Source organism: Ensifer sp. ENS02 (genome assembly GCF_014851885.1).
GTDB lineage: Bacteria > Pseudomonadota > Alphaproteobacteria > Rhizobiales > Rhizobiaceae > Ensifer > Ensifer adhaerens.
This window is the reverse complement of sequence record NZ_JACVAO010000010.1, coordinates 229,658-251,495: the sequence shown is the minus strand read 5'-3', so window position 1 is coordinate 251,495 and position 21,838 is coordinate 229,658. Positions and strand designations below refer to the sequence as shown.

Sequence of the window (21,838 nt, the reverse complement as noted above, 5' to 3'; positions counted from 1 at the left end):
GTTGATGCGGCCGGCAAAACCTGACACGAATACGCGCGGGAGGACGGTTCATGTATTACGCAATCTTGGCCTACCATACAGCAGGCGTCGTCGAATCCTGGACCGAGGAGGAGGACGCAGCGCTGATGTCCGACCTGCTTGAAGTTCATGACCGGTTCGTCCAGCAGAAGGCCTTTGGCCCGGCCGCACGGCTCGGGCCTACAGAAGGTGCTGTGACGCTGAGGGGCAAGGGCGAAGGCATTGTCACCGATGGCCCCTTCGCCGAAACCAAGGAGCAATTGCTCGGCCTCTACGTCGTCGACTTCCCGGCCATCGACGCGGCAGTTGACGCCGCGCGCGAATTGCGCCGCTCCAATCCGACCGCGATCTACGAGATCCGGCCGATTGCGCTCTATGTTCCCGGCGCGACGCTGGACCCCGGTCCACAAAGCTAACGACTGCGCCGGCCGCGACGGCGGCTCCGACCACAGATATCCGCTCGATGTTGATACGCGCCCCTTGAAGTTGACGGGGAGTGCAGGCGCCTGCGCGCAGCCATTCAAATTTTGTTAACCAAACATGCGGGGCTGTGAACTGTAACAGAACTTACAACAAACTGACATTCCGGCTTCATGAAGCGCCGATATGGCAGGGTCATACCGATGACCGGTCTCCCCGGAAGAGGACCTGCTAGACATGTTTCAGTTGAAGAATGTAACCCGCCAGTTCGGCAAGAAGACAGCCGTGAGTTCGGTTACCTTCGACATACCGCAAGGGCAGATGGTCGGCGTGATCGGCCGCTCGGGCGCCGGCAAGTCGACGCTTCTGCGTATGATCAACCGCCTCGTCAATCTGTCGTCCGGCTCGATCGTCTTCGATGGCACGGAAGTTTCGTCGCTGCGCGGTGCTGCCCTTCGCACCTGGCAGCGCGACTGCGCGATGATCTTCCAGCAGTTCAACCTGGTGCCGCGCCTCGACGTGCTCACCAACGTGCTTCTCGGGCGTCTCAACCACCGCTCGACCGTCTTGAGCATCCTCAACATGTTTACCCGCGAAGAACGCATCATGGCGATCGGCGCACTTGAGCGCCTCGGCATCGAGCAGACCGCGCTCCAGCCGGCCGGCACGCTTTCCGGCGGCCAGCAGCAGCGCGTCGCGATCGCCCGCGCGCTGATGCAGCAGCCGAAGGTTCTGCTTGCCGACGAGCCGATCGCCTCGCTCGACCCGCTGAACGCCAAGATCGTCATGGATGCGCTGCGCGATATCAACGAGCGCCATGGCATCACGGTGATCACCAACCTCCACACGCTCGATACCGCCCGCAACTATTGCGAACGCATCATCGGCATGGCGCATGGCCGCGTCGTCTTCGACGGCCAACCCAAGGATCTGACCGCGGCAGCGGTTGCCGAGATCTACGGCGCCGACACAGGCATCGAGGAATCGATGACCTCCACCAGCATCAACATTCCGGCGGCAGTACCGCAGGAAGAAACGGCATCGGCCGGCCTCAAGCCGCTGGCACTGGCCGGCATCTGACGCCCGCCATGATCGAAAGCCCGCGTCAAGGGCACCTCTTTGAAACCCAATAGGATCCGGCCAAGCCGGACACGGGAGAACCTTATGCTGAAGAAAGCTCTTCTGGGCGCCGTAGCGCTCCTCGCCCTCGTCGGCCACGCCCAGGCTGAAGACCTGAAGGAATTCCGCATCGGCATCCTCGGCGGCGAAAACGAAGCCGACCGCCTGCGCAACTTCCAGTGCCTGGTCGACAAGCTGCCGGCCGCCATTGGCGTCGAGAAGGTCTCGCTGTTCCCGGCCGCCGACTATGACGGCGTCATCCAGGGCCTGCTCGGCGGCACGCTCGACTACGCCGAACTCGGCGCTTCCGGCTACGCCAAGATCTACCTCGCCAAGGCTGACGCCGTCGAGCCGATCCTGACGACCGTTCAGACCGACGGTTCGACCGGCTACCACTCGATCATGGTTGCCCGCAAGGATTCCGGCATCACCAAGATCGAAGACCTGAAGGGCAAGAAGCTCGGCTTCGCCGACCCGGACTCGACCTCGGGCTACCTCGTCCCGCTCGTCACGCTCCCGGAAGCGATCGGCGCCCCGGTCAAGGAATTCTTCGGTGAAACCGGCTTCGGCGGCGGTCACGAAAACCTCGTTCTCGAAGTCGTCAAGGGCACCTTCGATGCCGGCACGACCTTCGGCTCGGGCGTCGGCGAATTCAAGGACGGCTACACCTCGGGCAACCTGAAGAAGATGGTCGACAAGGGCATCCTCGACATGAACGACCTGGTCGAGCTCTGGAAGTCGCCGCTGATCCCGAACGGCCCGATCGTCGTGCGCAACACGATGAACGACGACATGAAGGCGAAGTTCAAGCAGTTCATGCTGGACCTGCCGAAGACCGACGCGGCCTGCTTCTCGGCCATCCAGGGCGGTGACTTCACCGGCTACACCGAAGTCAACGCCGACTTCTACAAGCCGATCATCGACGCCCGCAAGGCGACGATCGGCGGCTGATAGACCCGCACCACTCGGGAACGCTGGCCGCCCAAACGGCCAGCGTTTCACTGTTTGAAGGGGTGCTTTCGCATCCTTCGCCGCATTGTTTTCACGCATTTCCGGGGCGGAAAACCGCTTCGCACTTTACCTGGAAATGCTCAAGAGGCCGGCGAAAGCCGGAACGGTCATGGCAACTTCCCTGCTCCCGCGACATCTGAGCGACAACGGCGCCGTCATCGAGCGTCACTGGCAGGAACTCAGTTCCCGCCGCCGGCTCTATTCCTGGCTTGGCTTCGGCGTTCTCCTCCTGGCGCTATCGGGCTCGCTCTGGTTCGCCAACGATTCCAATGCCGGCAAGTTCTTCGACCGTTTGCCGCATTTCTTCGATTTCGTCGGCGATCTCGCGCCGCGCGACGGGCTAGAAATTTTCCGCGCCATGTTCGACCTGCCCTCGCCCTATGACGATGGCAGCTTCAAGTACAACTACCCCGAGGGCCGGCTGTACCTGACCGAAAGCTTCTACATCCCCGAATACGTGCACAAGATGCTGGAGACCGTGAACATCGCGATCTTCTCGACGGTGATCGGTACGGCCCTCGGTTTCGTGCTCTGCTTCCTTGCCGCGCGCAACCTGATGCCCAATCCGTGGATCCGCGGCATCGTTCGCCGCATCATGGAAGTTCTCCGGGCATTTCCGGAGGTGGTGATCGCCGGCTTCTTCCTCGCGATCCTCTCGCTCGGCCCCATTCCGGCGATCGCCGCGGTCTCGATCCACACGATCGGCGCGCTCGGCAAGCTCTTTTATGAAGTGGTCGAAAACGCCGACATGAAGCCGGACGAGGGCCTGCGGGCTGCCGGCGGCAACTGGATCGAGCGCGTCTGGTTCGGCATGGTGCCGCAGGTGCTGCCCAATTTCACCAGCTATTTCCTGCTGCGCCTCGAGATCAACGTGCGCGCCTCGACGATCATCGGCGCCGTCGGTGGCGGCGGCATCGGCGAATTGCTGCGCCTTTCGATCGGCCAGGGACACCAGGCCAAGACCCTTGCAATCGTCCTCCTGCTGTTTGCGACCATTTTTGCCGTCGACCAGTTTTCCGCCTGGCTTCGCCGCCGCCTCGTTGGCGAGCAGGCCTTCCAGCTTGCCCAGTAGGTGCGTACCATGACCACGACCACACGATTGAACCCGATGGAAATGGACGCGATCGCGAGCCGCCATCCCGACCTCCTCAAATCCTCGACCTCCAGCCGCGTGCGCACCGCAGCCATCGCCGGCGGCGTCGTCGTCTACCTCATCTTCAGCTGGTGGTTCTTCTCGATCGGCCACGTGCTCGGCAATGCCAATTGGGGCATCGCCGGCACCTACCTCGCCGACTGGGTTTCCTATGAGGTACGCCCGGAAATCCACGTCGCCCCCGACCGTACGATGCGTCTCAACTATCAGCGCAATTCGCCGCTCGGGCCCAATCCCAATCCGGATTGGGTGGAGCTCGACAGGCAGACGGTGACGCGCCAGGTCGAGATACCGGCCTCCACCGCGCAGGCGGTCAAGCCGAAGGCAAGCTCGTCGTTCAGCTTCATGGCGCCCGGCTCCGCGCTCGGTGGCACAGCCGCTGCCGAAACGCAGAACCGTATCGAAACCCGGACGGAAGACGTGCTGACGCGCGTCGTCGTAACCTACGACCGCTCGACCAGGATCGAGATCGCCGATGGCCTGGTGAAGGCTACCCATGGCGGCGACACGTTTGTGATGACCGTAGACGGCGTCGACACGGTGAGGCCGCAGGGCCAACTGCCCGCCTGGGCGACACAGAAGCGGCCAGGCGAAAAGATCGTGCTTGCCTTTGGCGCCACCGGGTGGGCTGAAGTGGAAGGCGACGAGGTTTCCGTCCGCAACCGCTTCTTCGGTTGGGCGAACTTCCTGTTCGACACCAACTCGCCATTCTTCGGCAAAAGCTATGGCGAGGTCGTCGCGCTCATCACATCCGGCGAACAGATCGACCCGACGCGTTCGAACCTTTCGCTCGCCTGGAACAACATCCTCTATAACGCCGAATGGCAGCATCTGGACGTCTGGACGAAGCTGTTGCAGACGGTCGTCATGGCTTTCGTCGGCACGCTCTTTGCGTCGCTGATCGCCTTCCCGCTCTGCTTCCTTGCCGCCAGAAACATCACGCCGAGCTTCCTGACCAACCAGGTGGTCAAGCGCTTCTTCGACTTCCTGCGGTCGGTGGACATGTTCATCTGGGCACTGTTCTTCACCCGCGCCTTCGGCCCCGGACCGCTTGCCGGCATCTCCGCGATCTTCTTCACCGACACCGGTACGCTCGGCAAACTCTATTCCGAGGCGCTGGAAAACATCGATGACAAGCAGCGCGAGGGCGTGAAGTCGGTCGGAGCGACGCCGCTTGCCGTGCAGCGCTTCGGCGTGCTTCCGCAGGTGCTGCCGGTTTTTGCCAGCCAGGCGCTCTACTTCTGGGAATCGAACACTCGCTCGGCGACGATCATCGGCGCCGTCGGCGCCGGCGGTATCGGCCTCAAACTCTGGGAAGCGATGCGTACCAATTCCGATTGGGAAAATGTCGCCTATATGGTGCTTCTGATCTTGCTGGTTGTCTTTATTTTCGACAGCATCTCGAACGCGTGCCGTTCGCGCCTGATGGGCAGCAAGGCACATTGACGACAGCCAAGCATTTGCGTGTCCGCCATCATGATGTTGTCATGGAAATCGGCTAGCTGCGCATCGCATCCCGCAAACAATCGATCCGCCGCCCGGCGGACCGGTCGCTACAAGAAAGTGAAGACCGTGCGTTATGCCATCTATTTCGCGCCGCCGGCGGACGACCGGCTGTCGCAGGTCGCGTCCCGTTGGCTGGGGCGCGACGCCTTTACCGGTGAGGACCTCACGCTTCCGACGATCGCCGGGATTGACGAAGAGACGCAACGCACATTGACGGCTGACCCGCGGCGCTACGGTTTCCACGGTACGCTCAAGGCTCCCTTCGAGCTTGCCGAAGGCCGGGACGAAGACGAGCTCCTAAGTATTTTCGAGTGCTTTGCCGCCGACCTCGACCCGTTCGAGATCCCCGAAATCGTGCTGCACCAGTTGGGCCCGTTCTTCGCACTCGTGCCGTCCGCGCCTTGCGTCGACCTGCTGGATTTGGCCGAAGACGCCGTTCACCGCTTCGACCCGTTCCGCGCGCCGCTGTCGGACGCCGACTTTGCCCGCCGCAAGCCAAACAGCCTGCCTGAGCGCCAGAGGCGCTACCTCAAAGAATGGGGCTATCCCTATGTTTTCGAAGAGTTCCAGTTCCACCTGACCTTGACTGGCCCGGTGCCCACGGAAACCAGCGGCGTGATGCGTACCGCGCTCGAAACCACCTTTGCCGAGCATATCGGCAAGCCACTTCACGTCACGTCAGTCGCGCTCTTCGTCGAACCGGAGCGCGGCGCACCCTTTACTGTCCGCTCCCTGCTGCCGCTCGGCAGCGACACCCAACGAAAGATCGCATGAGATGAGCAAAGAACAGGTTTTGACCAACGCCCGCATCGTCCTCGAGGATAGTATCCTCGACGGTTCGGTGCTGATCCGCGACGGCAAGATTGCCGACATTTCCGAGGGCACGGTTGCCAGCGGCGAGGACTTTGAAGGCGACTATCTGATCCCCGGCCTCATCGAGCTGCACACCGACCACCTCGAAGCCCACTACTCGCCGCGCCCGGGCGTGCGCTGGCTGAAGATCGCGGCAATCCAGGCCCATGACGCACAGGTGGTCACCTCCGGCATCACCACGGTCTTCGACTGCCTGCGTCTCGGCTCCGACGAGGATGGCGGCTTCCAGAAGGGCGAGATGCGCAGCATGGCCGACGCGCTGGCCCAGGCCAAGGAAGAGGGTCGCCTTCGCGCCGATCACCTGATCCACCTGCGCTGCGAAGTTTCAACGTCCGACGTGCTCGAACACTACGAGGACTTCCAGAACGATCCGCAGGTCAAGCTCGTCTCGCTGATGGACCATGCGCCGGGCCAGCGCCAGTTCCAGACGATGGACCAGTACACGCTCTACTACAAAGCCAAGCGCGGCTTCTCGGACGAAGAATTCGCGCGCTTCGTCGAGCGGCAGCAGGCGTTGTCGGCCAAGTATGCCGGTCCGCACCGCACCGCGCTCGCCGAGGCCTGTGCGGCCCGCGGCATCACGATCGCCAGCCATGACGACGCGACCGTCGACCACGTCGAGGAATCGATCGGCTTCGGCATCAAGCTTGCGGAGTTCCCGACGAGCTTCGAGGCCGCCGAGGCGTCGCACCGCGCGGGCCTCAGCGTTCTGATGGGCGCGCCGAACATCGTGCGCGGCAAGTCGCACTCCGGCAACATCGCCGCCCGCGATCTCGCCGAGCGCGGCGTGCTCGACGTGCTGTCGTCGGACTATGTGCCCTTCAGTCTGATCCACGCCCCCTTCGTGCTCTCCGACGAACTCGACGCCGTCGACCTGCCAAAGGCAATCGCCATGGTGACGTCGACGCCGGCGCGTACCGTCGGTCTCGATGACCGCGGCCGCATCGGCGTCGGCCTTCGCGCCGATATCGCTCGCGTCCATCGCAAGGAAGGCATCCCGGTCGTGCGCTCCGTCTGGCGCGAAGGACGGCGTGTCGCATGAGCGCGAACAACCAGGGCGGCGCGCTTGTCGTCGTTGTTGGACCGAGCGGCGCCGGCAAGGACAGCGTCATGGGCTTTGCCGCCCGGCATTTCGCGGATTGTCACGACGTGCATTTCGTCCGCCGCGTCATTACCCGTCCGTCGGATGCCGGCAGTGAGGTACATGAAAGCGTCTCGGAAGACGAGTTCGTCGAGATGCAGAAGGACGGCGCCTTCGCCGTTTTCTGGGATGCGCATGGGCTGAAATACGGCATCCCCGCCGTCGTGCTCAGGAATGTCAGGGACGGCATGACGGCGATCGTCAATGGCAGCCGTGGTGCCCTGCCGGCGTTCCGCGAAGCCTTCGGCGAGATCGCCGTCGTCGTTGTTACAGCCGAGACGCCTGTGCTTGCAAAGCGGCTTGCCGAACGCGGCCGCGAAAGTGAAGAGGAAGTTTTGCGACGCCTCAGCCGCCAGGCTCCAGACGTGACCTCAGGCCCGGATGTCAGCGTGATCGACAACAGCGGTCGCCTCGACATTGCCGGAAATCGCTTCGTCGAGGTGGTTGAACGGCTGCGCACTAAGGCGGATCACGCGGTTTAGCGTGATCTGTTTTCGCGGCCCGGCAGGATTTCGGGTCGCGGGCACGCGTCGCGATCCCCATTCCAAGGACACAGACAAAGGTTCCGAACCTCATGGCTCGGGGCCTTTTCTTTTTGCCTGCGGTGATGACGAACCCGGGGTGAGAAATTCCCGAGAAATCAGAGTTCTACGGTCATCTCCTCAAAGCCCCCGTTCTGTTTCACTCGGCCGATCACCCTTTCCTTTTCCGCAGGCTCCATAAATTTCCCCTTGTGGAGCGAATTAATATGTATATACATTATATTCAGTGGAGGCGACCTGATGAACGAACTCTCGACCCGCAGGCAGACATCCGGCATCTGGCGCAATGTGCGTCTCGTGACGCTTGGCGAAACCGTTGACGGTCTTGGCCTCGTCGAGAATGCGGCCGTTGCGGTCGTCGATGGGCGTATCGCCTATGCCGGGCCGGAGAGCGGACTGCCCGCCGACCTCGCACGCAGCCTTGAAGCGACGGACTACGAGGGCCGCGTAGTGACGCCCGCTCTCATCGACTGCCACACCCATCTCGTTCATGGCGGCAACCGCGCCCGCGAATTCCAGATGCGCCTCGAAGGCGCCACCTATGAAGAGATTGCGCGTGCCGGTGGCGGCATCGTTTCCTCGGTCAAGGCGACCAATGCGCTGACCGTCGACCAGCTTGTCGAAAGCACCCTGCCGCGGCTCGACACGCTTCTTGCCGAAGGCGTCTCGACCGTCGAAATCAAATCCGGCTACGGACTGAACGTCACGGCCGAGCTCAACATGCTGCGTGCCGCCCGCAAACTCGAAACGCTGCGGCCGGTGCGCGTTATGACGAGCTATCTCGCCGCACACGCAACGCCTGTGGACTACAAGGGCCGCAACGATGACTACGTCACCGATGTCGTGCTGCCCGGCCTCGACGCCGCCCATGCCGAAGGCCTGGTCGATGCGGTCGACGGTTTCTGCGAGGGCATCGCGTTTTCGACTGCCGAGATCGCCCGCGTCTTTGACCGCGCCAAGGCACTCGGCCTGCCGGTCAAGCTGCACGCAGAACAGCTCTCCAACCTTGGCGGCGCAAAGCTCGCGGCCTCCTACGGCGCGCTTTCGGCCGACCACCTTGAATATCTCGACGCCGAAGGGGCTGCGGCCCTGGCCAAATCAGGTACGGTCGCCGTGCTTTTGCCCGGCGCCTTCTATGCGCTGCGCGAAGAGCGCCTGCCGCCGGTCCAGGCTTTGCGTGATGCCGGCGCGCGTATCGCGATCGCCACCGACTGCAATCCCGGCACCTCGCCGCTGACCTCGCTGCTTCTCACCATGAACATGTCGGCGACGTTCTTCCGGCTGACGGTTGCCGAATGCCTTGCCGGTGCGACGCGCGAAGCCGCCCGCGCGCTTGGCCTACTGGCCGAAACCGGCACGATCGAAGTCGGAAAATCCGCCGATCTGGCAATCTGGAACATCGAGGATCCGGCCGAGCTCGTCTACCGCATCGGCTTCAATCCGCTTCATGAACGCATCTTTAGAGGGCAAAGGATCGGTCAATGACCATCACTCTACACCCGGGCTCCGTGCCCCTCCGCGATCTCGAAACCATTTACTGGACCGGCGAGCCGGCCCGCCTCGATCCGTCCTTTGACGCCGGCATCAACAAGGCTGCCGCCCGCATTGCCGAGATCGTCGCCGGTAACGCGCCGGTCTACGGCATCAACACCGGCTTCGGCAAACTCGCCTCGATCAAGATCGACAGCGCCGACGTTGCAACGCTGCAGCGCAACCTGATCCTGTCACATTGCTGCGGAGTCGGCGAGCCGCTCGCCGAGAACGTCGTTCGCCTCATCCTGTCGCTGAAGCTCGTCTCCCTCGGTCGCGGCGCCTCCGGCGTCCGCCTCGAACTCGTGCGGCTGATCGAAGCCATGCTCGAAAAGGGCGTCATCCCTGTCATTCCCGAAAAGGGCTCGGTCGGCGCCTCCGGCGACCTCGCCCCGCTCGCCCATATGGCCGCAGTCATGATGGGCCACGGCGAAGCTTATTTCGAAGGCCGTCGCATGTCCGGCGGCGAAGCGCTGTCCGCCGCCGGCCTCAAACCGGTGGTGCTGGCCGCCAAGGAAGGCCTTGCGCTGATCAACGGCACCCAGACGTCGACGGCGCTGGCACTCGCCGGTCTCTTCCGCGCCCATCGTGCCGCACAGGCGGCACTCATCACCGGCGCCATGTCGACCGATGCGGCCATGGGCTCGTCAGCGCCCTTCCATCCGGATATCCATACGTTGCGCGGTCATCGCGGCCAGATCGATACGGCCGCGGCTCTCCGCGCGCTGCTTGCCGGCTCGGCAATCCGCGAAAGCCACATCGAAGGCGATGAGCGCGTGCAGGATCCCTATTGCATCCGCTGCCAGCCGCAGGTCGACGGCGCCTGCCTCGATCTGCTGCGCTCGGTCGCCCGCGTGCTTGAAACCGAAGCCAACGCCGTCACCGACAACCCGCTCGTTCTTTCAGACAACTCGGTCGTCTCCGGCGGCAACTTCCACGCCGAGCCGGTTGCCTTTGCCGCCGACCAGATCGCCCTTGCCGTCTGCGAGATCGGCGCGATCTCGCAGCGCCGCATCGCGCTGCTCGTAGACCCGGCTCTCTCCTACGGCCTGCCGGCCTTCCTCGCCAAGAAGCCGGGCCTGAACTCTGGTCTGATGATCGCTGAAGTCACCTCGGCGGCGCTGATGTCGGAGAACAAGCAGCTCTCGCATCCGGCGTCTGTCGACTCGACGCCGACGTCGGCGAACCAGGAAGACCACGTTTCCATGGCCTGCCACGGCGCGCGCCGCCTGCTGCAGATGACCGAGAACCTGTTCTCAATCGTCGGCATCGAAGCACTGACCGCCGTCCAAGGCGTCGAATTCCGCGCGCCGCTCGCCACGAGCCCTGAATTACAGAAGGCCGCTGCCGCCCTTCGCGCCGTCTCGCCGACGATCGAAGAGGACCGCTACATGGCCAACGACCTCAAGGCCGCCGGCGACCTCATCGCCTCGGGCCGTCTGAACGCCGCCGTCTCCGCCGGCATCCTGCCAAGCCTGGAGGCCTGAAATGGCGGTCGTCGAAGTCAGACAAGGCAACTCGCCGGTCATTCTCGGCTTTCCGCATACCGGCACCGACGTGCCGGCTGCGATCTGGGATCGGCTGAACGATAACGGTCGGATCCTCGCCGATACCGACTGGCATATCCATCAACTTTATGATGGCCTGCTGCCGGAGGTGACCGTCGTTCGCGCCACCTTCCACCGCTACGTGATCGACGCCAACCGCGATCCCGAGGGCGTCAGCCTCTATCCCGGCCAGAACACGACCGGATTGATCCCGGAAACGGATTTCGACGGCAAGCCGATCTGGAAGGACGGAGAGGCACCGACTGAAGCGGATATCGCCGAACGGCTCCGGTCATTCCATGCGCCCTATCACGCGGCCCTTGCCGCCGAGATCGAGCGGGTCAAGGCGATCCATGGCGTGGTCGTGCTTTATGACTGCCACTCGATCCGCTCGCGCATTCCGTTCCTGTTCGAAGGCAAGCTGCCGGATCTCAACATCGGCACCGACATGGGCAAGACCTGCGCGCCTGACATCGAGAAGGCGACGGCCGCAATCGCTGCCGCTGCGGAAGGTTACAGCAGCATTCTCAACGGCCGCTTCAAGGGCGGCTGGACCACCCGCCACTATGGCCGCCCGGAAACCGGCGTGCATGCCATCCAGATGGAGCTCGCGCAATCGACCCATCTCGCCGCCGAAGAGCCGCCTTTCGCGCTCGACGCCACACGATCCGCCCTGTTGCGAAAGCCGCTGGGTGCGATCCTGAACCGCATCGAAACCATCGCATTTGACCTCAAGACGCTGACAGGGAGCGAGGCATGACCATCAACAATCCGCGCCACAATATTCGCGACGTGCGCGCCCCTCAGGGCACCACGCTCAATGCCAAGAGCTGGCTGACCGAAGCGCCGCTTCGCATGCTGATGAACAATCTGGACCCGAACGTCGCGGAAAACCCGCACGAGCTGGTCGTCTACGGCGGCGTCGGTCGTGCCGCCCGCACGTGGGCCGATTTCGACAAGATCGTAGAGACGCTAAAGGACCTCAACGACGACGAAACCTTGATGGTGCAGTCGGGCAAGCCGGTCGGCGTGTTCCGCACCCACAAGGATGCGCCCCGCGTTCTCATCGCCAACTCCAACCTCGTGCCGCACTGGGCGACCTGGGATCACTTCAACGAGCTGGATAAGAAGGGTCTCGCCATGTACGGCCAGATGACGGCCGGCTCGTGGATCTATATCGGCACGCAAGGCATCGTTCAGGGCACTTACGAAACCTTCGTTGAAGCCGGCCGTCAGCACTATGGCGACAACCTTAAGGGCAAGTGGGTGCTGACCGGCGGCCTCGGCGGCATGGGTGGCGCCCAGCCGCTCGCCGCCGTCATGGCAGGCGCTTCGTGCCTGGCCGTCGAATGCAACCCGGACTCGATCGATTTCCGCCTGCGCACCCGCTACCTCGACGAAAAGGCCGAGACGCTGGACGAAGCGATGGAGATGATCGCCCGCTGGACGAAGAACGGCGAAGCCAAGTCCGTCGGCCTGCTCGGCAACACCGCCGAAATCCTGCCGGAGATGGTCCGCCGCGGCATCCGTCCCGACATGGTCACCGACCAGACCTCGGCGCACGACCCGGTCAACGGTTACCTGCCGAAGGGCTGGACCATGGGCCAGTGGAAGGAGAAGCGCGTCAGCGATCCGAAGGCCGTCGAAAAGGCCGCGCGCGCCTCGATGCGCGACCACGTCGAAGCGATGATCGCCTTTCAGGACATGGGCATCCCGACCTTCGACTACGGCAACAACATCCGCCAGATGGCCAAGGAAGAAGGCCTCGAAAACGCCTTTGCCTTCCCGGGCTTCGTTCCGGCCTATATCCGCCCGCTCTTTTGCCGCGGCGTCGGCCCGTTCCGCTGGGCGGCCCTGTCCGGCGATCCGGAAGACATCTATAAGACCGACGCCAAGGTCAAGGAACTGCTTCCCGACAACAAGCACCTGCACAACTGGCTGGACATGGCACGTGAGCGCATCGCCTTCCAGGGCCTGCCGGCGCGCATCTGCTGGGTCGGCCTCGGCGATCGCCACCGCCTCGGCCTCGCCTTCAACGAAATGGTCAAGAACGGCGAACTGAAGGCGCCGGTCGTCATCGGCCGCGACCACCTCGATTCCGGCTCGGTCGCCTCGCCGAACCGCGAGACCGAAGCGATGAAGGACGGCTCGGACGCTGTTTCGGACTGGCCGCTGCTCAACGCCCTGCTCAACACCGCATCGGGCGCCACCTGGGTGTCGCTGCACCACGGCGGCGGCGTCGGCATGGGCTTCTCGCAGCATTCGGGCGTCGTCATCTGCGCCGATGGTACCGACGATGCGGCCAAGCGCCTCGAACGCGTGCTCTGGAACGACCCGGCAACCGGCGTCATGCGCCATGCCGATGCGGGCTACGACATTGCGCTCGATTGCGCCAAGGAAAAGGGCCTGCGCCTGCCGGGCATTCTCGGCAACTGATCCGCTCTCGACCGACATACTCACGGACATACTGATTGGGGCGCCGAAAGGCGCCCCAATCACTTTTTGATGAGACTAGCGTCAGGACTGCGTCTTCCTCGCTCCGGCGCCTTGCAGCTGTTGATAGCAATGCTAGAAAAATCGAGATGCCATCGCATTGCTGGCGACGCGTTGCAGAACATCTCTGTTCGCTCACGCGAGCGCTGGTTTTTTATGAGAAGGCTTCATGCGCTGGGGCGGGTACGGGAGAAGAACCATTAGACATCTTATGTTTGCCACCGGGCTTCTTGCGAGCGTCTTTGTTGCCTCGTCTGCGGTCGCTCAAAACGTGAGTTTCTTCGGCCCTGTTCGCAACGGAGAACGGCACTTTACCGCCTTCCCGGAATTTATTGGCGTCGGAATGAGCCAAGGGGAGACCAAGAAGAGGGACGTGGTCTTCTCGACAATTCAAATGATCGCCATGGCCGCCGGAATTGAGACCAAGGCCCAACCGGGCCTCGGAAGAAACACCATCGGCGTGATCTTCAGAAAGGATGTCGTCAAGAATGGCCGGGTCGACGTCAGCAAAATTGAAGATTTCGGCTTCGACCCCTACTACGAGCGGCTGCTGAACGATACTGCAGCAACTGGCGTACCAAATTGCGCTTCCGCCGTGAACTATTCCGCGGAAGGGCGATTTGACCGCGCTGTCATCGTTGCAAACAGCGATGTCCCCGATCAGGAATTGGCGACCTGCGTGGCGCAGGCCCAGGCGCACGCTTTGGGGATAGCCACGTTTACCTCCAGCAAGGCCGACTTTTCGCGCTTCTTCGCGAGGATCATGATCCTCGCCGATCAAAAGAAGAGATGTCTCCAGGACAACCAGACAAAGTTCACCTGCAGTTTTGTCGATGAGCCCTGGGACTAATTCACGAGCGGCGGAATGTTTTCTTCCCTGTTTTATCGCCGTCGAGCGCGAGCAGCAGCACCAGCCCGGCAAGGCCTGCGGCGCCGCCAAGCAGCGCCGTGCCCGAATAGTCGCTGATCCGCGTGCCGAGCGCAAAAAGCCCGGCGCAAAGGCCGCCGCTCAGGAAGAGGTTCACGGCGAGCAATGAGCTTCCGAGGCCCGGGCGGTCGGCAATCAGGTCCTGGAGGTAGCTGATCGGGATCGTGATCAACGCGGCGGCACCAAAGGCACTGATCAAGGTGAGCGCGTAGATCTGCCAGGTCGCCGTCGAGAAGCCGAGCAGCACCATGTAGCCGATGTAGATCGCGGTTCCGAGCGCCAGCGCCTTGAATGGAACAAGGCTCAGCTGGATGCGCGCCCAGACGAAGATGAACACGACTTCGAGGAAAGCGACGATCCCAACGATGATGCCGATATCGGTGACGCTGCCGCCGATCTCGTCAGTCATGATCAGGGGCAGCACGGCGGCGTTGACGTGCAGCGACGAGGTGATGATCGCAACGGCGATGACGCGCAGGAAAATCCCTGGCGCCAGGATCTCCCGAAAAGACGTCCAGTAAGAAAGCCGCTTGCCGAGCGATGCGTCGGCCCCGCTTTCGTTGGGCAGTTTAAAATAGACGATCAGCAGATTGGCGAGGCAGCCGAGACAGGCGAGCAGATAGGCCGGCAGCATGCTGTCGCCGCCGGCGAGTGCAAAGCCGACCAGTCCTGGCACCAGAACCCAGGACACTGATATGGCCGCGCGGGCGCCCGTCGTGAGCGAGGCGGCGTCATGGCCGCTCATCCGCCGGGCGATGCTGCGCACATTGGCAAAGAGCAGCGTGTAGACCGCGCCGTAGATCGGCAACAGCAACAAGACGCTAACGACGAAGCTCATCTGATGCGGGAGCACATAGACGATGCCGTAGCCGACAACGCCGAAAAAGATCGCCGTCGACATCAGCAGCCGGTAGTTGCCGACGCGATCGGCCAGAATGCCGATCGAAACGCTGACGATGACGTTCACCGTCGAGGCAAGCAGGATCAGCAGCGAATAGACGGCATCGCTGAGCCCCAGCTCGTTGATGCCGACGACGGACTGGTAGGGCGAGGTGGCCGCACCGGCAAACCCGAACAGGAAGATTGCCAGCATGCTGATCCGCATGGCCGGGTTGCGCATGGCGCTGAGAATGGTGGAGGTCATGCTAGAATGTGTCCGCGAAGCGGGTGGAGGATATCGCACAATCGCTTAAATTGTGATCGATTTAAGGACGGTGTTATGCGGAAGGCTAAGGCGTTTCAGCGCCCATGCGCGTCGAACGACGCGCGGTGCTTTGAGGGAAGCCCCTACCCGAAACTCGGGTAGGAAATGTGCGAAGCATGTCTCAGGCGCCGCTCGACCAACGCGCCGAAAAGCGGGCGACGGGTTCAAAGGAAAAGTCCTGATCGAAGGGGTAGGCCGGCCGCTGACGGCGGAGGCTCGCGAGCCCTTGGATGTCCTGATTGACGACCCCTTCAGTCAGGGCCATCAGGTTGGGGTTGGCGATCGGCGCCAGTTCGGGCGACAGGTAGCCCGATTTGACGACGAGCAGCCGCACCGCCTCAGGGTCGAGGCCCAGCCGCCGGAAGTCCTCGATGTTGTGGTAGGGCCTGCGCCGTGCCGCGATAACGACATCGATCGCGCCGACCCGCACCACCGCCTGCCGCTCTTTCGCAGGCCCGGGATCATCCAGCGTGACGACCTCGGCCAGCATCTCCGCACGGGGGCTTGCCGGATCGAGGCTGCCGCCGATCTTGAGCATCAACGTTTCGCCGACCCCAGCGGCAAAGCAGGCTTCGACCGCCGGCAGGTCCGTGATGCCGGCGATCAACGCGCCCCGCCAGCCGCGGGCGAGCAGCGCCTTCAGCACGTCTGCGCGATCACCAACGCCGCCGCCGGTCGGGTTGTCGCCGGAGTCCGCAAGAATGATCGGCGTCGTCGTCGCCCGCTCGGCGATATCCAGCATTTCGTTGAGCGGTCCGGTGACCGGACCGAAGCGGAAGTTTCGACGTTTCGACCAGTAGCCCGCGGCAATCTCTTCCGCTGCCCGTTTGGCCGCCGCCCTGTCGGTGGCCGTTACGACCGCACAGGCGGTCGCCCGCGGCTCGTCGGCCCAGACGTAGCCCACCATCAGGTTGGCATCGAGAACGCCTGGCCGCTTATCGATCTCGGGCAGTTGCACGTAGAGCGACTTTGCCGGCTCGTCCTCGGTCGAGGTGCATTCGCCGGGAAGCAGGACCGGGACCGGTGCCCAGGCGATGCCCGGGCGCGTCCCGTCTCTCAGCGCAGATACCAGCATCGACCAGGCACGGGTCATGGTCTCCGGCGTATCGATATGCGGCGCGGTGCGGTAAGCGGCAAAAATATCGAGCTGGTCGATGATCTCCTGGCTGACATTGCCATGCAGGTCGTAGCTCGCCGCCACCGGGCAATTGGGACCGACGACAGCGCGGGCGGCGGAGATCCAGTCGCCTTCGGCGTCGTCCATCCCGTCGACCTTGATGGCGCCATGCATGGCGAGATAAAGCCCGTCGATCGGCAGCGCGTCACGCAGCATTTCGAGGAACTCGGCCTTGAAGGCGTCGTAGGTTGGGCGCGACACGGGGCCGCCGGGCACGGCGCGGGCATGCAAAAGCGGCAGATGCTCGACACCCTCGGCCTTCATGAAACTGAAGTACTCGGCGTCCAGCAGCGTTTGGCCGCGCAGAACGCGAAAATCTTCCTCTGTCATCAGAACAGGCGAATAGGTGCTGCATTCGGTATGGATGCCACCAACGGCGATGCGCATGAGCGTTCCTCTCAGAGGTTCGGGCTGAGCGGCGCGATGGCCGCAAAGCGCAGCCAGTCCTTCGCCGACTTCGGTGTCCATGCCGCCTCGGCGATCGCCGGAAGCCGCGGGAAGACGAGCCGGTTGAAGTAGCCGCGCGAAAGATAATGCTCGGACCAGATGCACGCCTGCACGCCTCTGAGGCGGGCCTTCAGCTCGTCCGGGAATTCGCCCTCGGCCTCGTAGCCGTAGGTGTGGGCGGGTGTCGCCGTGCCGGCCCAGCTTGCACCTGGCTCCTGCCAGGCATCGGCCTGCGCCATGTCGAGGTAATAGGCCTGGCCGGGGGTCATCACCACGTCATAGCCTTCGCGGGCGAGCTCGATGCCGACCTCCGGCCGCTCCCAGGCCATCAGCAGCGTATCTTCGGTCGAGACACCGCCGCCATGCGCCACTTCGTTCCAGCCGGCGAGCTTGCGGCCACGCGCCGTCAACATCTGCTTCACCCGCTTCAGGAAATAGGACTGCAGCGCGAAGGTGCCGGAGATGCCCTCCTGCTCCATCAGCTTCTTGGCCAGCGGCGAAGCGAGCCAAGAACCGTTCGCCACTTCGTCGCCGCCGATATGGATGTAGGCGCTCGGGAAAAGCTCGACCATTTCGTCGAGGACCTTCTCCAGAAACTCGTAGGTAAAGGCAACGGCCGGGTTGAGCGCGTTATTAGGATAGCCCTGAACCGAATGGTAGCTCTCCGGGGCCTCCTGACCGTCTGTCAGATCCGGCAGCGCCACCAAGGTCGCCGTGCTATGGCCAGGGATATCGATCTCCGGCACGACATCGACATGCAGCGCCGTCGCCTGCGCGACGATCGCCCTCACGTCCGCTTGGCTGTAGAAGCCGCCGACAGGCTCAGCGCCATTACCAAGCTGCGGCAGAAGCGGCTCATCCGGCCCGCGCAGGACGCCAAGCGTCGTCAGCTGCGGGTAGGCCTTGATCTCCAGGCGCCAGGCCTCGTCGTCGGTCAGGTGCCAGTGGAAAACGTTGAGCTTGAACCAGGCGAGAATGTCAATCAGCCGCGCCACATCCGCCGTCGGGTAGAACTGGCGGGAGACGTCGAGATGGCAACCGCGCCAGCTGTAACGCGGCGCATCCGAAATTTTGCCGCTCGCCGGAAAGCGGAACTTTTCCGGATGGTTGCGTGCCCCATCCAGAAGCTGGGCCAGACTGGTCAAACCATATTGCCGGCCGGCGCTGCCGCCAAAGCTAAGCCGGATTTCGGTCTCAGAGAAGTCGAGCCGATAGGCCTCAGCCTTAAGACCAGCGTCGGCGGTAAAGACAATCGCCCGCCCCTGCTTCGAGGCTGCCAGGCTGAAGGGGGCGTGGCCCGCAGGGAACAGCCGATGGTACATCGCCAGAACCGTATCGATGGCAGCGACATCCTCGCCCGTCGAGCCGACCGCCGGATAGAGCACCACTGGAAAACCGTCTCCAGGACGAAGCTCAAGCTTCGCTGGCCAGGGCTGCAACGCATAGGGCTGATCGAGCTTGCCGTCCGGTAGCCGCACCGGCGGCGGTTCACTGACGGCATTTTCAAGCAACAGATCGGAGACAGCGACCGGCACGTGACCGCCATCGGCAAGCGTCAGATAGGCGGACTTGGCACCGTCGGTGCAGTGGCGCGCGTTGCGGTGCAGGCCGCTGACGGTGAAGGTCCAGCTCCCGCCGTTTTCGATCGTCAGCCCCACAGGCGGCGCGAATTCGTGAAAATTGGCGTTACGGCGCAGGAACACGGCATTGTCGCAGGCCTTGGGATCGATCACCCGGGTGAGCGAGGTGTAGACGATCCTGAAGCCGGAAAGTGGCGCGCCGGAGAAATTGAACAGCGTGAAGGTAAACCGCCCGAACGGCCCGCCATCCGGCTGCCAGGACGCCTCGAGACGGTAGGAAACCGGGTGCATGCTCTTCCTCCAGAATGCTCTATGTCAGTAGTGGTTTGATTGCGAGAACGTGCGGGCCAACTCAGCCTGTCCGGCGGTCAGGCCGCAATCGACAGGCAGGCAGACGCCCGAAATGGCGGCCGCGAGCGGGCCTGCGAGAAAATGCACGGCATTGGCGACGTCATCCGGATTGACGATGCGCTGCAGCGGATACCAGCGGCGCGCCTCTTCGAAGACATCCGGGTTCGATGCCGCCCTCGCCTCCCAGGCCTGGGTGCGAACCGTGCCGGGTGCCACCGCATTCGAGCGGATGCCGAACTTGCCGTATTCGACCGCAATCAGCCGGGTCAGGTGCAGGAGCCCGGCCTTGGCGGCGCTATAGGCCGGATGGCCGAAGACGTTCATGCCGTTGACCGAGGCGATGTTGACGACCGAGCCGTGGGTCTCTTTCAGCATGTCCTCGACGGCGCGAAAAGTGAGGAAGGCCGCCTCGAGGTTCAGCGCATTGTCCATGCGCCAGATCTCCGGCGTCGTGTCGTGCAGGCTGACGGCACGGGCAGCACCAGCATTGTTGACGAGGGTGCGGACAGCGCCCTTCTCTGCGGCCTTCGCTGCCATCGCCGCCACGCTTTCGGCATTGGTGACGTCACAGGCGACTGCGACGAAGCGCTTGCCGTCGCCAAGCGCCCGCGCTGCCTTTTCGGCGGCCTCCGCATCGATGTCGACGAGCAGAACCACGTCATGGTCGTCGGCAAGCTTGCGGGCGATAGCACGGCCGATATCGCCGGCGGCGCCGGTGACGATCGCGAGAGATTGCGTCATGCGTTGACCTTTCGCGGCACGTCAGTCTCCGAGCAACTGGCGGTCGTCACCGTCGCGGTGGGTCACCAGCTGCTGTTTGATGCGCCGAAGTGTGGCTGTCGCCTGCGGCTGAACCCGATAAGCGACGAGACTGGAGAGGATGTCGAGCAGCGCCAGATAGGCGATGCGGGTGGAGGTGGGGCGGTAGATATTGTTGCCCTCCGGCAGATCGACCGGAACGGTGATGCTGGCAGCGGTGGCCACCGGGCTGCCGCTCTGCGTCAGCGCGATGGTCGGCACTTTCAGTTCGCGCGCAAGCGTGAAGGCGCGCACGAGTTCGGCGTTGCGGCCGGAAAAGGAGGAGCCGATCAGCACGTCCGTCGGCCGGGCCGCCGCCGTCATCATCAACTGCATGCTGTGATCCGAGCTCGATGTGATGCGCAGGCCGAAACGAAAGAGCCGGTTTTGAAGCTCGCCGGCGATCATCGACGAATTGCCGCCGGAACCAAAGGCGTAGATCATTTCCGCTGAGGCAATCCGCTCGACCGCCTGCTCGATCGCGGCGAGATCGAGCGAGCGATGCAGAAGAAACAGCGCGTTCTGCGACTTGGTGATGATGTCCTGGGCGACATCGCCGGTCTCCCGGCTCTTCGGCTCGGGCTTCAGGTAGCGCATGCCGATATAGGCGGTCCGCGCGAGCTGCACCTTGAAGTCGGAGAAGCTGTCACAACCCAACCGCCGACAGAAGCGGGTGACGGTCGGCGGCGAAACGTCCGCCTTGCTCGCGAGCTCGATGATGGAGGCGTTTACCGCGAACTCGAAATCGTTCAGGAGAATATCGGCGATGCGGTTTTCCGACTGGGAGAGCCGCCCCTTTTCTTCCTGCAATGTCGCGAAGATGTCCATCGCCCGCTTATGCCTTGCTTCGGATCACGAGTGAGAGCGGGATGCGGGCAGAAAACCGCTCCCGCTCCAGGATCAGCCTTCTTTCGGCTTATAGGCGACGCAGTCGATCTCGACCTTGCAATCGACCATCATCGACGACTGGACGCAGGCCCGCGCCGGCGGATGAGCACCGAAATACTCCTGGTAGATCTTGTTGAATGTCCAGAAATCCCTGGGATCGTCGAGCCAGACGCCGCAACGAACCACATGCTCCGGACCGTAGCCGGCTTCCGTCAGGATGGCCATCACATTGGCGATCGTCTTGTGGGTCTGGGGGATGATCCCGCCCTCGATGATCTCGCCGTTTTCCATGGCAACCTGACCAGAGACATAGAGCCAGCCGTCCGCCTCGACAGCGCGCGCGAAGGGCAAAGGTTTGCCGCCAGCGCCGACCTGTTCCGCACCATAGCGCTTGATCGTCATCATGAGCCTTCTTGCAAATTATTTTCTTTGATCGTTGACAAGTGACCATAGAAAGCCGAATTTGGCTAGCGAAAAACGCCATTCATGAAAAGAATTTCAATCCAGGGCGCGAATATGCGGGATCCTTTTCTCAATCCATTCCCCTCTTCCGATGCTGCACGCCACTCGATCTGGGAGATGCTGGTCTCCCGCGACATCACTGCCTTTCTGGCAGCCGACTGGTCGATGGTTGCAGACGATTTCGTCGGGGAGAGCTTCATCGGCATCGACGGCCGCCGCGAAACCAATCCGGACAATTGGCGGCTGACCTTCCCGTCGCTGGCCGCCTATCGCGAAGAGTGGCTGCGCCAGGCGCAGGATTTCGCCACACAGAGCTTCGCCGAAGACCCGCGCACGGCGATCTTCACCACGACGACGCTCGAGGACATCGAGATCAACGGTGACCAGGCGTTGGCGCGCAAGAAGTTCGATGGCACCCTGAAGAAGACGGACGGCAGCGTCGACATCCTGAAATGGCAGACGGTCTATTACTGCCGTCTGCACGAAGGACGCTGGAAGATTGCCGGCTTTACCGGCTACCTGCCGAACCCGATGGGCGCGGCTTCCGCGTAGTTTCCTGGATCGCCATGCATCCGGGAAAAATCATGCGCCAGACTTAGAGCCCGCAGCGACCTTAGCACATCCGGCCGGATGAGCGGCGCTGCAGGCGT

Annotated in this window: 20 protein-coding genes; 14 read left to right on the top strand and 6 right to left on the bottom strand. The window is 63.0% G+C overall.

Features of this window, described 5'->3' with window-relative positions; translation table 11 throughout:
- The first annotated feature begins 50 nt into the window (after window positions 1-50).
- The 13 genes from IB262_RS22670 (at window position 51) to IB262_RS22610 (ending at window position 14,203) form a co-directional block, all read left to right on the top strand.
- Window positions 51-434, top strand: a complete 384-nt coding sequence (locus IB262_RS22670; protein ID WP_090295868.1) for a YciI family protein — start codon at window positions 51-53, stop codon at window positions 432-434.
- Window positions 435-675: 241 nt separating this feature from the next.
- Window positions 676-1,518: a phosphonate ABC transporter ATP-binding protein gene (gene phnC, locus IB262_RS22665; protein WP_192493798.1), complete on the top strand. Its 843-nt coding sequence runs from the start codon at window positions 676-678 to the stop codon at window positions 1,516-1,518.
- A gap of 84 nt (window positions 1,519-1,602) precedes the next feature.
- The gene (gene phnD, locus IB262_RS22660) at window positions 1,603-2,508 is read left to right on the top strand and encodes a phosphonate ABC transporter substrate-binding protein (RefSeq protein WP_034799586.1); all 906 of its coding nucleotides are present in this window, start codon (window positions 1,603-1,605) and stop codon (window positions 2,506-2,508) included.
- Window positions 2,509-2,677: 169 nt separating this feature from the next.
- Window positions 2,678-3,640 (top strand): phosphonate ABC transporter, permease protein PhnE, encoded by a 963-nt coding sequence (gene phnE / locus IB262_RS22655; protein WP_060530376.1) that lies wholly within the window; start codon window positions 2,678-2,680, stop codon window positions 3,638-3,640.
- Window positions 3,641-3,649: 9 nt separating this feature from the next.
- Window positions 3,650-5,167: a phosphonate ABC transporter, permease protein PhnE gene (gene phnE, locus IB262_RS22650; RefSeq protein ID WP_060518221.1), complete on the top strand. Its 1,518-nt coding sequence runs from the start codon at window positions 3,650-3,652 to the stop codon at window positions 5,165-5,167.
- Between the two features lie 126 nt (window positions 5,168-5,293).
- A complete protein-coding gene (locus IB262_RS22645; RefSeq protein WP_060518331.1) occupies window positions 5,294-6,001 on the top strand; it encodes a DUF1045 domain-containing protein in 708 nt (235 codons plus the stop codon).
- A gap of 1 nt (window position 6,002) precedes the next feature.
- Window positions 6,003-7,142 (top strand): alpha-D-ribose 1-methylphosphonate 5-triphosphate diphosphatase, encoded by a 1,140-nt coding sequence (locus IB262_RS22640; protein WP_192493797.1) that lies wholly within the window; start codon window positions 6,003-6,005, stop codon window positions 7,140-7,142.
- Window positions 7,139-7,723 carry a phosphonate metabolism protein/1,5-bisphosphokinase (PRPP-forming) PhnN gene (gene phnN, locus IB262_RS22635; RefSeq protein ID WP_060518225.1) on the top strand — a complete coding sequence of 195 codons (585 nt, stop codon included), beginning with the start codon at window positions 7,139-7,141 and terminating at the stop codon, window positions 7,721-7,723. The genes IB262_RS22640 and phnN overlap by 4 nt, the downstream gene beginning before the upstream one ends.
- Window positions 7,724-8,023: 300 nt before the next feature.
- Window positions 8,024-9,268: an imidazolonepropionase gene (hutI, locus tag IB262_RS22630; RefSeq protein WP_034799575.1), complete on the top strand. Its 1,245-nt coding sequence runs from the start codon at window positions 8,024-8,026 to the stop codon at window positions 9,266-9,268.
- The gene (hutH, locus tag IB262_RS22625) at window positions 9,265-10,800 is read left to right on the top strand and encodes a histidine ammonia-lyase (RefSeq protein WP_060530312.1); all 1,536 of its coding nucleotides are present in this window, start codon (window positions 9,265-9,267) and stop codon (window positions 10,798-10,800) included. Before hutI ends, hutH begins: the two co-directional genes overlap by 4 nt.
- A gap of 1 nt (window position 10,801) precedes the next feature.
- Window positions 10,802-11,620: an N-formylglutamate deformylase gene (hutG, locus tag IB262_RS22620; RefSeq protein ID WP_034799571.1), complete on the top strand. Its 819-nt coding sequence runs from the start codon at window positions 10,802-10,804 to the stop codon at window positions 11,618-11,620.
- 2 nt (window positions 11,621-11,622) lie between these two features.
- Window positions 11,623-13,296, top strand: a complete 1,674-nt coding sequence (gene hutU, locus IB262_RS22615) for a urocanate hydratase (protein WP_192493823.1) — start codon at window positions 11,623-11,625, stop codon at window positions 13,294-13,296.
- A gap of 268 nt (window positions 13,297-13,564) precedes the next feature.
- Window positions 13,565-14,203 (top strand): hypothetical protein, encoded by a 639-nt coding sequence (locus IB262_RS22610; protein ID WP_034799569.1) that lies wholly within the window; start codon window positions 13,565-13,567, stop codon window positions 14,201-14,203.
- A 1-nt stretch (window position 14,204) separates the two neighbouring features.
- Here IB262_RS22610 and IB262_RS22605 read toward each other — a convergent pair whose 3' ends face one another.
- The 6 genes from IB262_RS22605 to IB262_RS22580 all read right to left on the bottom strand — a co-directional run bounded on the left by IB262_RS22605 (window position 14,205) and on the right by IB262_RS22580 (window position 21,128).
- Complete coding sequence (locus tag IB262_RS22605; protein ID WP_060530310.1) at window positions 14,205-15,425, bottom strand: MFS transporter; 1,221 nt, start codon at window positions 15,423-15,425, stop codon at window positions 14,205-14,207.
- 181 nt (window positions 15,426-15,606) lie between these two features.
- Window positions 15,607-17,049 (bottom strand): M81 family metallopeptidase, encoded by a 1,443-nt coding sequence (locus IB262_RS22600; protein WP_060530309.1) that lies wholly within the window; start codon window positions 17,047-17,049, stop codon window positions 15,607-15,609.
- Between the two features lie 11 nt (window positions 17,050-17,060).
- The gene (locus tag IB262_RS22595; protein ID WP_060644345.1) at window positions 17,061-18,980 is read right to left on the bottom strand and encodes a beta-N-acetylhexosaminidase; all 1,920 of its coding nucleotides are present in this window, start codon (window positions 18,978-18,980) and stop codon (window positions 17,061-17,063) included.
- 24 nt (window positions 18,981-19,004) lie between these two features.
- Window positions 19,005-19,781, bottom strand: coding sequence for an SDR family oxidoreductase (locus tag IB262_RS22590; protein WP_034799561.1), 777 nt, complete (start codon window positions 19,779-19,781; stop codon window positions 19,005-19,007).
- A gap of 21 nt (window positions 19,782-19,802) precedes the next feature.
- Entirely contained in the window at window positions 19,803-20,666 is an 864-nt protein-coding gene (locus IB262_RS22585) for a MurR/RpiR family transcriptional regulator (RefSeq protein ID WP_034799558.1), read from the bottom strand.
- Between the two features lie 72 nt (window positions 20,667-20,738).
- Window positions 20,739-21,128 carry a RidA family protein gene (locus IB262_RS22580; RefSeq protein ID WP_034799761.1) on the bottom strand — a complete coding sequence of 130 codons (390 nt, stop codon included), beginning with the start codon at window positions 21,126-21,128 and terminating at the stop codon, window positions 20,739-20,741.
- A gap of 114 nt (window positions 21,129-21,242) precedes the next feature.
- Here IB262_RS22580 and IB262_RS22575 point away from each other — a divergent pair, with 114 nt between their 5' ends.
- Window positions 21,243-21,740, top strand: a complete 498-nt coding sequence (locus tag IB262_RS22575) for a hypothetical protein (protein ID WP_192493796.1) — start codon at window positions 21,243-21,245, stop codon at window positions 21,738-21,740.
- Window positions 21,741-21,838 lie beyond the last annotated feature (98 nt).

Excerpts from the sequence above, each read along its gene's own strand:
- IB262_RS22590 (WP_034799561.1), bottom strand. The coding sequence starts at position 19,781 with ATGACGCAATCTCTCGCGATCGTCACCGGCGCCGCCGGCGATATCGGC.
- phnC (WP_192493798.1), top strand. The coding sequence starts at position 676 with ATGTTTCAGTTGAAGAATGTAACCCGCCAGTTCGGCAAGAAGACAGCC.
- IB262_RS22585 (WP_034799558.1), bottom strand. The coding sequence starts at position 20,666 with ATGGACATCTTCGCGACATTGCAGGAAGAAAAGGGGCGGCTCTCCCAG.
- IB262_RS22605 (WP_060530310.1), bottom strand. The coding sequence starts at position 15,425 with ATGACCTCCACCATTCTCAGCGCCATGCGCAACCCGGCCATGCGGATC.
- phnE (WP_060518221.1), top strand. The coding sequence starts at position 3,650 with ATGACCACGACCACACGATTGAACCCGATGGAAATGGACGCGATCGCG.
- hutI (WP_034799575.1), top strand. The coding sequence starts at position 8,024 with ATGAACGAACTCTCGACCCGCAGGCAGACATCCGGCATCTGGCGCAAT.
- hutG (WP_034799571.1), top strand. The coding sequence starts at position 10,802 with ATGGCGGTCGTCGAAGTCAGACAAGGCAACTCGCCGGTCATTCTCGGC.
- IB262_RS22575 (WP_192493796.1), top strand. The coding sequence starts at position 21,243 with ATGCGGGATCCTTTTCTCAATCCATTCCCCTCTTCCGATGCTGCACGC.
- phnN (WP_060518225.1), top strand. The coding sequence starts at position 7,139 with ATGAGCGCGAACAACCAGGGCGGCGCGCTTGTCGTCGTTGTTGGACCG.
- IB262_RS22670 (WP_090295868.1), top strand. The coding sequence starts at position 51 with ATGTATTACGCAATCTTGGCCTACCATACAGCAGGCGTCGTCGAATCC.
- IB262_RS22640 (WP_192493797.1), top strand. The coding sequence starts at position 6,003 with ATGAGCAAAGAACAGGTTTTGACCAACGCCCGCATCGTCCTCGAGGAT.
- phnD (WP_034799586.1), top strand. The coding sequence starts at position 1,603 with ATGCTGAAGAAAGCTCTTCTGGGCGCCGTAGCGCTCCTCGCCCTCGTC.
- IB262_RS22610 (WP_034799569.1), top strand. The coding sequence starts at position 13,565 with ATGTTTGCCACCGGGCTTCTTGCGAGCGTCTTTGTTGCCTCGTCTGCG.
- IB262_RS22600 (WP_060530309.1), bottom strand. The coding sequence starts at position 17,049 with ATGCGCATCGCCGTTGGTGGCATCCATACCGAATGCAGCACCTATTCG.
- hutH (WP_060530312.1), top strand. The coding sequence starts at position 9,265 with ATGACCATCACTCTACACCCGGGCTCCGTGCCCCTCCGCGATCTCGAA.
- phnE (WP_060530376.1), top strand. The coding sequence starts at position 2,678 with ATGGCAACTTCCCTGCTCCCGCGACATCTGAGCGACAACGGCGCCGTC.
- IB262_RS22580 (WP_034799761.1), bottom strand. The coding sequence starts at position 21,128 with ATGACGATCAAGCGCTATGGTGCGGAACAGGTCGGCGCTGGCGGCAAA.
- IB262_RS22595 (WP_060644345.1), bottom strand. The coding sequence starts at position 18,980 with ATGCACCCGGTTTCCTACCGTCTCGAGGCGTCCTGGCAGCCGGATGGC.